8 protein-coding genes are annotated in these 7189 nt (G+C 65.1%); 1 reads left to right on the forward strand and 7 read right to left on the reverse strand.

Going from position 1 to position 7189, the window contains the following annotated elements:
- Window positions 1-39 precede the first annotated feature (39 nt).
- The 5 genes from ABB28_RS13235 to ABB28_RS13255 all read right to left on the reverse strand — a co-directional run bounded on the left by ABB28_RS13235 (window position 40) and on the right by ABB28_RS13255 (window position 4591).
- On the reverse strand, window positions 40-615 hold the full coding sequence (locus ABB28_RS13235) for a gluconate 2-dehydrogenase subunit 3 family protein (RefSeq protein WP_057509067.1): 576 nt from the start codon (window positions 613-615) through the stop codon (window positions 40-42).
- Entirely contained in the window at window positions 615-2303 is a 1689-nt protein-coding gene (locus tag ABB28_RS13240; RefSeq protein ID WP_057509068.1) for a GMC oxidoreductase, read from the reverse strand. Before ABB28_RS13240 ends, ABB28_RS13235 begins: the two co-directional genes overlap by 1 nt.
- A gap of 30 nt (window positions 2304-2333) precedes the next feature.
- Entirely contained in the window at window positions 2334-3239 is a 906-nt protein-coding gene (locus tag ABB28_RS13245; protein ID WP_057509069.1) for a hydroxypyruvate isomerase family protein, read from the reverse strand.
- A 230-nt stretch (window positions 3240-3469) separates the two neighbouring features.
- Window positions 3470-4033: a single-stranded DNA-binding protein gene (locus ABB28_RS13250; protein WP_057509070.1), complete on the reverse strand. Its 564-nt coding sequence runs from the start codon at window positions 4031-4033 to the stop codon at window positions 3470-3472.
- A 285-nt stretch (window positions 4034-4318) separates the two neighbouring features.
- On the reverse strand, window positions 4319-4591 hold the full coding sequence (locus ABB28_RS13255; protein WP_152983478.1) for a hypothetical protein: 273 nt from the start codon (window positions 4589-4591) through the stop codon (window positions 4319-4321).
- 611 nt (window positions 4592-5202) lie between these two features.
- On the opposite strand from ABB28_RS13255, the gene ABB28_RS13260 reads away from it, so the two are divergent.
- Entirely contained in the window at window positions 5203-6234 is a 1032-nt protein-coding gene (locus ABB28_RS13260; RefSeq protein ID WP_057509072.1) for a LacI family DNA-binding transcriptional regulator, read from the forward strand.
- A gap of 52 nt (window positions 6235-6286) precedes the next feature.
- Here ABB28_RS13260 and ABB28_RS13265 read toward each other — a convergent pair whose 3' ends face one another.
- Both ABB28_RS13265 and ABB28_RS13270 read right to left on the reverse strand, forming a co-directional pair.
- Entirely contained in the window at window positions 6287-6601 is a 315-nt protein-coding gene (locus tag ABB28_RS13265) for a hypothetical protein (RefSeq protein WP_057509073.1), read from the reverse strand.
- The gene (locus ABB28_RS13270; protein WP_057509074.1) at window positions 6601-6981 is read right to left on the reverse strand and encodes an SseB family protein; all 381 of its coding nucleotides are present in this window, start codon (window positions 6979-6981) and stop codon (window positions 6601-6603) included. The genes ABB28_RS13265 and ABB28_RS13270 overlap by 1 nt, the downstream gene beginning before the upstream one ends.
- Between the last annotated feature and the right edge of the window lie 208 nt (window positions 6982-7189).

Consider the following 7189-nt stretch of genomic DNA (forward strand, 5'->3'; position numbering starts at 1 on the left):
TTCCAGGCGTGGGAGGCATGAGCGGAACGTGGCGCGCCATCAGCCGGTCGCCCAGGCAGGCGTACCGGGAACATAGGGCACCTCGCCGTCGTAGCGGCCCGGCACGGCGACGTACTTGAGCACCTCGGTCGCACCGACTTTCGAGGTAAAGAAACTGAAAATGGTGAGTTGCTTGATCATGGTGAAGTAATGCGGAATTTTCTCGCCCGCCTCAGCGGTGCCGGTTTCGCTTACCTCGGCAACGCGTTTCCGGGCTTCAGCATCCAGGCCGCGCAGCAGTTCGGTGCGGTCGCCCGCGACGAGCGACACGAATCCGCCGCCGGCGCGTTTGTCGATATCGGCCAGGCCGGCGCGGAACGCTGCCTGCTGCTCGGCGGTGTAGCAGTCGCTGACGAACCGCGCCATGAACGCACCTGCGCCGGCGTCCTTCGCGCCCGGCGTGCCGGTGCGGGGCAGGATCGTTTCAGCGATCTCATCCAGCGTGGCGATATCGGCGGCGGAGAAGGCGGTCTTCGGCCCTGCGGCGGGTGCCTGTCCGTGGACCAGCGCAGGCAGGCCGACCATCGCCGCGCCGGTGGCGGCGACGATCATCTTCAGCAGTTCACGGCGGTCCATCACAGGTTCCCCGCTTTCAGTTCGCGCACCGCGTGGTCGGCCGCGCGCGCGGTCAGGGCCATGTAGGTCAGCGAAGGATTCACGCAGGCGCTGGACGTCATGCAGGCGCCATCGGTCACGTAGACGTTGGGAGCATCCCAGACCTGGTTGTGCTGGTTCAGCACCGAGCTCCTGCGGTCACGGCCCATGCGCGCAGTACCCATCTCATGGATGCCCTTGCCCGGCGCGTAATCGTTGTCGTGCATCTCCACGTCCTTGACTCCGGCGGCCTCCAGCATCTCGGCGGCATCGGCGGCCATGTCCTTGCGCATGGCCGTTTCATTCGCGCGCAGGGACACGTCCATCGCCAGTACCGGCAGCCCCCATTTGTCTTTCTTCTCGCTGTCCAGGCGGATCGTATTGTCGTGGTGGGGCAGCATTTCACCGAACCCGGTCATGCCGATGCGCCAGTCGCCGGGCAGGGTCAGCGCGTCCTTCAGCTCGGCACCGATGTTCAGCTCGGCGATCTCGCGCGACCAGCCGTTGCGGCTCGCCCCGCCCTGGTAACCGAAGCCGCGGGAATAGCCACGCTTGTCGTTCGTACCGACGTTGCGGAAACGCGGAACGTAGAAACCGCAGGGACGACGGCCGAAGTAGTACTTGTCATCGTATCCCTCGACCCGGCCGGAGGCCCCGGCACCGAAATGATGGTCCATCACGTTGTGGCCCAGTTCGCCGGACGAAGAGCCCAGACCACCGTCCCAGACATCGGTGGCCGAGTTCATCAGCAGCCAGCTCGAATTGAACGAGGACGCGTTGAGGAAGATGACGTTGGCGGTGTACTGGTAGGTCTGTCCGTTTTCGGCGTCGATGATCTCCACGCCACGCGCCCGCTTGTGGTCTTTGTCGTACAGCACTTCCTTGACGATCGAGAACGGCCGCAAGGTCAGGTTGCCGGTCTTCATCGCCGCCGGCAGCGTCGCCGACTGGGTCGAAAAATACGCGCCGAACGGGCAGCCCAGGATGCATTTGTTGCGATACTGGCAGTTGACGCGGCCCTGTTCGACCTTGGGCTGGGTGATGTTGGCGGTGCGCGAGTGGATCATGTGCCGGGTGCCGCCGAATGCCTTCTTGATCCGCGCGGCCACGTCCTTTTCGACGATGTTCAACGGGATCGGTGGCAGGAATTCGCCGTCCGGCAAAACGTCCAGCCCCTCGCGCGTGCCGGCGATGCCCGCGAACTTCTCAACGTGGTCATACCAGGGCGCGATGTCGGCGTAGCGGATCGGCCAGTCGGTGGCGATGCCGTCCTTCAGGTTCGCCTCGAAATCCAGGTCCGAAAGGCGATAACTCTGCCGCCCCCACATCAGCGAGCGGCCGCCCACGTGATAGCCGCGGAACCAGTCGAAGCGCTTGGTCTCGATGTAGGGCGAGTCCTTCTCATCGGCCCACATGCCTTCCAGATTCTCGGCCAGGCCGTAATCGCGCATCAGCACCGGAAAGTCCGCTTTCATTGCCTGGGTGGGCCGGTTGCGGTGCGGGAAATCCCACGCCTCCTTCATCGCGTTGACGTAGCCCTTGACGTGCTCGATGTTGCGTCCGCGTTCGAGCATCAGCACCTTGAGGCCTTTCTCTGTCAGTTCTTTCGCCGCCCAACCGCCACTGATTCCGGAGCCGACGACGATCGCGTCGTAATGATTGTCTGCCATGGGTATTGCATCACCTTGGTGGATATCGTTTCAGACGTCGCAGAGGCGTATCGCCTCGCGCAGCGAGCCGACGGGGTCCGGCGCCGCAGGCGTGAATTCCTGCGCCAGATACCCATCGAAACCGGTGTCGCGGATCGCGCGACAGATGGCGGGGTACTGCAGTTCCTGCTGGTCTCCAATCTCGTGCCGGCCAGGCACGCCTGCGGTGTGGTAATGCTTGAAACATGCATGATGCCGGCCGATGGTGGCGATGATGTCGCCCTCCATGATCTGCATGTGGTAAATGTCGTAGAGCAGGCCGAAATGCGCCGAGCCGATCCGCTGGCACAATTCAACGCCCCACGCGGAGTGGTCGCACAGATAATCCGGATGATCGACCCTGGAGTTCAGCAGCTCCATCACCAGCACCACGCCGCGCTTTTCGGCATGGCCGAGGATGCGCTTGAGTCCTGCTTCGGCATGCGCGATGCCCTGCTGGGGGTCCATGCCGTTTCGATTGCCGGAAAAGCAGATCAGGTTGCGATAGCCGGCATCGGCCACCAGGTCGATATGCCGCGTGTAGCGCGCCACCAGTTCATCGTGGAACCGGCGGTCGGCGAAGCCTTTCTCCAGGCTGATCTCCGCGCCGTTGCACATGGAGCTGTAAACGCCATGGGCCTTCAGCGTGGGCCAGTCCTTCGGGCCGACCAGGTCGATGGCGGCAAAGCCGATGTCCCTGACCGTCTGGCAGAGCTGGGCTACCGACTGCTGCGGGAACGTCCAGCGGGCGACGGCGTGCTTCAGGTTGCCCTTCAGCGGTGAGGCGGCGGTGTCCGCGGCGCGCGCGGGCAGAACGGCTGCAGCACCCAGGCCGACGCTGCCGGCGACGGCCAAGCGCAGCGCGTCCCGTCGCGTGAAGCCCGGAGCCGACCCCGGTCCGTTCGAATGGATGGACATCCACCTGCCGGCCTCCCAACCGGTTTCAAACGCTATCGATTGCGGCAATGCAATCGATTGCACCATAGAGGAGGCGTTTGTTTTATTGCAAGACGCAGTGCACGAAAATGCGTGCTGCAGGGCACAACGTGGCGCGTGCGTGCCATCTTCGACAGTTCCATCGGACACAAAAAAGCCCCGTCAAAACGGGGCTTTTTCAAACGGTCTTACGACCCGCAGCATTCCATTGATCAGAACGGGATATCGTCGTCAGCGAAGTCGTCCATCGGCGGCGCCTGCTGCGGCTGCTGCTGCGGGCGCTGCTGGCCGTAGCCACCGCCCTGACCACCCTGGCCGCCCTGGCGCTGACCACCACCGCCACCGCCGCCGTATTCCTGGCGCGGGGCCTGCTGGCGCTGCGGACGATCACCGCCGTAGTTGCCACCGCCGCCGCCTGCTCCACCGCCGCCGCCGCCTTCACCGCGACCGCCAAGCATCTGCATTTCGTCAGCAATAATGTCGGTGGAATACTTTTCCACGCCGTCCTGGCCGGTGTACTTGTCATAACGCAGGCTGCCTTCGACATACACCGAGCTGCCCTTGCGCAGGTATTCACCGGCGATTTCGCCGAGCTTGCCGAAGAACACCACGCGGTGCCATTCAGTACGCTCCTGCTGGTTGCCGTCCTTGTCCTTGCGGACGCTGGTGGTGGCCAGGCTGATACGGGTGATGGCCATGCCGCCCTGGGTGTACTTCACGTCCGGGTCGTTGCCGAGGTTGCCGACCAGGATGACTTTGTTGATGCCACGCGCCATAGGAGTGTTCTTCCGTTGTCCGGGGACGGTCCGGGCGGGCCTTGGGGGCGCCGGCGCGGGACCGCCCCAGTGAATTGGGGGGGATTGCAGAACGCCCCATGTTACCACCGGACGGGGTTCGGACTGGGGTGGGATCGGGTCGTCCGGGGTCGGGTTTCTGCCCGTGTGGGGGCTCCCACCGTGCTGGCTTGGCGGTACGGGGTTTCCGGGCGGCGGCGCCGATAACGGCGTGCGGCGGGATTCCACCGAGCGTGGCTCGGCGCTACATGCCGTGCCGATGAACGGCTATCGGCTTCGCTTTGCCGCGACCAAGCGCACGACATACCCCACGAAACACCCTGCCGCGACACCCAGCAGTGCCCCGTCGCTGAATGCACCCCCGGTCACCCGGAATGAAATGACGCCCGTCATAAGACCAGCAATCCCGAACCAAGCCAGGTTACCGCCTTCAGTGCGACGGCTGGCGTCGGCGGCGAGCTCCAGGGCACGTCGGTGCTGTGCCTCCTGCAGGGGGCCGAGTATCGCGTTGGCGATGGCGTCCATATGTCGTTTTTCCATGTACGTCCTGCTCCTGACGATGCGCTTGGCCTGTTGGCTCCCTGGGTCTGGGAGCCGATTCCATGACATTCCCAAATACTACCCGACACACGCGCCGAACGCGCCGCACCATCCTCTTAGGTCGCCGCCCAGGGGGCTGCGAGCGCAGCGGGCCGTTGCGACTTTTGGCCTGCGTTGGGATTTCGCCGAGCGTGGCTCGGCGCGACCCGCTTACGGGCGGCGGCGGCACCGGTAGCGCCGACCCATGGTCGGCGTCACGCACCTGCCGATTGCAGCTTTGCCCATAGCCGCCCGGGATCGTCCCGCGCAGGATGACGGGGCTGGTCCAGCCGGGCCAGCCAGGATCACAGTCCTGCGCAAGACGCTTCACCCCGCACTTTGCCCATGCTTGGCGTCAGGGCAGAGAATGCATCGACCCGTCGGTTCCATGGCGGGCGGTGCGCGGGGATCTTAGGATCCACCGGGAAAATAGCGGGGTAGCGTCCCCGGTACTGTGACCCGCACCGTCCGCCACCTCGTGCTCCGGCGCGGGTGGCTTTCCGGCGTGTGCCACACCAGCGACCTGCGACAGCCCATGGCATCATGAAGGCCGTCATCCCAGCGCCGCGTTCATGACCATCAAAGGCAAAGCCACGTCCCTGGACATCGCCCACCTGGCCGGAGTTTCCCAGCCCACGGTGTCGCGCGCCCTGCGTGGCAGCCCGATGGTCAATGCCGAAACCCGCCAGCGCATCATCGCCATTGCCCGCGAGCTGAACTACAAGGTCGACAAGAACGCCTCCAGCCTGCGCCTGCGCAATGCCGGCACGCTGGCGTTGCTGTTCTTCGAAGACCCGACCACCGACGATTCGCTGATCAATCCGTTCTTCCACGCGATGCTGGGCTCGATCACCCGCGCCTGCGCGCTGCACGGCCGCGATCTGCTGGTGTCGTTCCAGCAGCTGTCCACCGATTGGCACACCGATTACGAAGACAGCAACAAGGCCGACGGCATCATCCTGCTGGGCTATGGCGACTACCACGAATCGCTGACCCGCCTGCAGCGGCTGGTGGAACAAGGCACCCACTTCGTGCGCTGGGGCGCCGCCCTGCCCGGCCAGCCCGGCGTGTCGATCGGCAGCGACAACTACCAGGGCGGCTTCGACATCACCGCCCACCTGCTGGACCAAGGCTGCACCCGCATCGCCTTCCTCGGCCATGCCTCCAGCCATTACCCGGAGTTCCAGGAGCGCTATCGCGGGCACGTGGCCGCGCTGGAAGCGCGCGGCCTGGCGGCCGACCCACAGCTGCAGGTCGATGCCATCACCACCGAAGAGTACGGGCAGACCGCCTGCGAACTGCTGCTGACACGCGGCGTGCCATTCGATGCCATCTGCGCGGCCAGTGACCTGATCGCCATCGGCGCGCTGCGCGCCCTGCGCGAACATGGCCTGCGGGTACCGCAGGATGTGCGCGTCACCGGGTTTGATGACATTCCACTGGCCGCGTCGGTATCGCCGCCGCTGACCACCGTGGCGCAGGACACCAAGCAGGCCGGCCAGCTGCTGGTGGAGAAACTGCTGGCACTGGTGGCCGGTGAAACCGCCGAAGGGATGAGCATCCCGGTGAAACTGGTACTGCGAGAATCATCGCAGCAACGCTGAAGGGACGGGGACGACGGTTATTGCAGACGCCGCGTAACGCGCGCGGCGTGCGTCAGCGCTGGTCCATCGTGCGCGCCCACGCGGACGAATACAGCAAAATGCAGACCGCGATCGCGGCAGGCGGCAGACCGGCGGCCAGCGTGTACAGCCAACGGCTGCGCCCGAGCGCCTGTGCGGCCTTGCCAAGATGGTAGGCCACGACGAGGTTGCACAACAGCAGCGGCAACACGGCCAACTCACTCATGAAACCGAGTGCATCCAGTGCCAGGCCGAGCACCAGCACGCCGATGAACTGATAAAGCAGGAGCGTTCCGGCCGTCGAGACGTGCTTCATCGCCAGGGCGCCGGATGTCGGGGCAGCTACCATTACGCGAAATCCTTCAGAATCTCGCCCACACCCGCCGGCGAAATCTCGAAGCCCAGCGTGGTGCCGGGATTGATCACCACCCCGTAGCCGCCCGGTACGCGGCGCAGCACGTCGAGCATCAGCCAGCGGATCTGGTGCGGTGCCTGTTCGGAATGGAAACCGACCCGCGCCGGATCGGTGAACACGGCAACGTGCAGCACGCCCTGCTTGTCGAACAGCAGCGGGTCGAAACCGGTGCCATCGGGGGTGACCAGGCTGCCGGTGAGCAGCACCACCTCGGAGGCGACGAAGGCCTGCATGAAGGCCTTGATCGGCAATTGGCCGGCCATGGCGGTCTGCAGCAGGGTCTCGATCGGGGTCTGGGGCGGAAGGTCGGTCATGGCGGGTGGAGCACGGCGAGCGGAAGCCTGATTGTACCCAGCGTCGCGACGCAAATGCCCGGTAGTGACGGCCGCTGGCCGTCAGAGCGGTGTGCTGGGCTGATGTGGTGGGTGATTCAGGAGCAAGAGCCTGACGGCCAGCGGCCGTCACTACCAGAGCAAGAGCAACAGCGTGACGACCAACGGTCGTCACCTACCGATGCGGGGG

Source organism: Stenotrophomonas chelatiphaga (assembly GCF_001431535.1).
GTDB lineage: Bacteria > Pseudomonadota > Gammaproteobacteria > Xanthomonadales > Xanthomonadaceae > Stenotrophomonas > Stenotrophomonas chelatiphaga.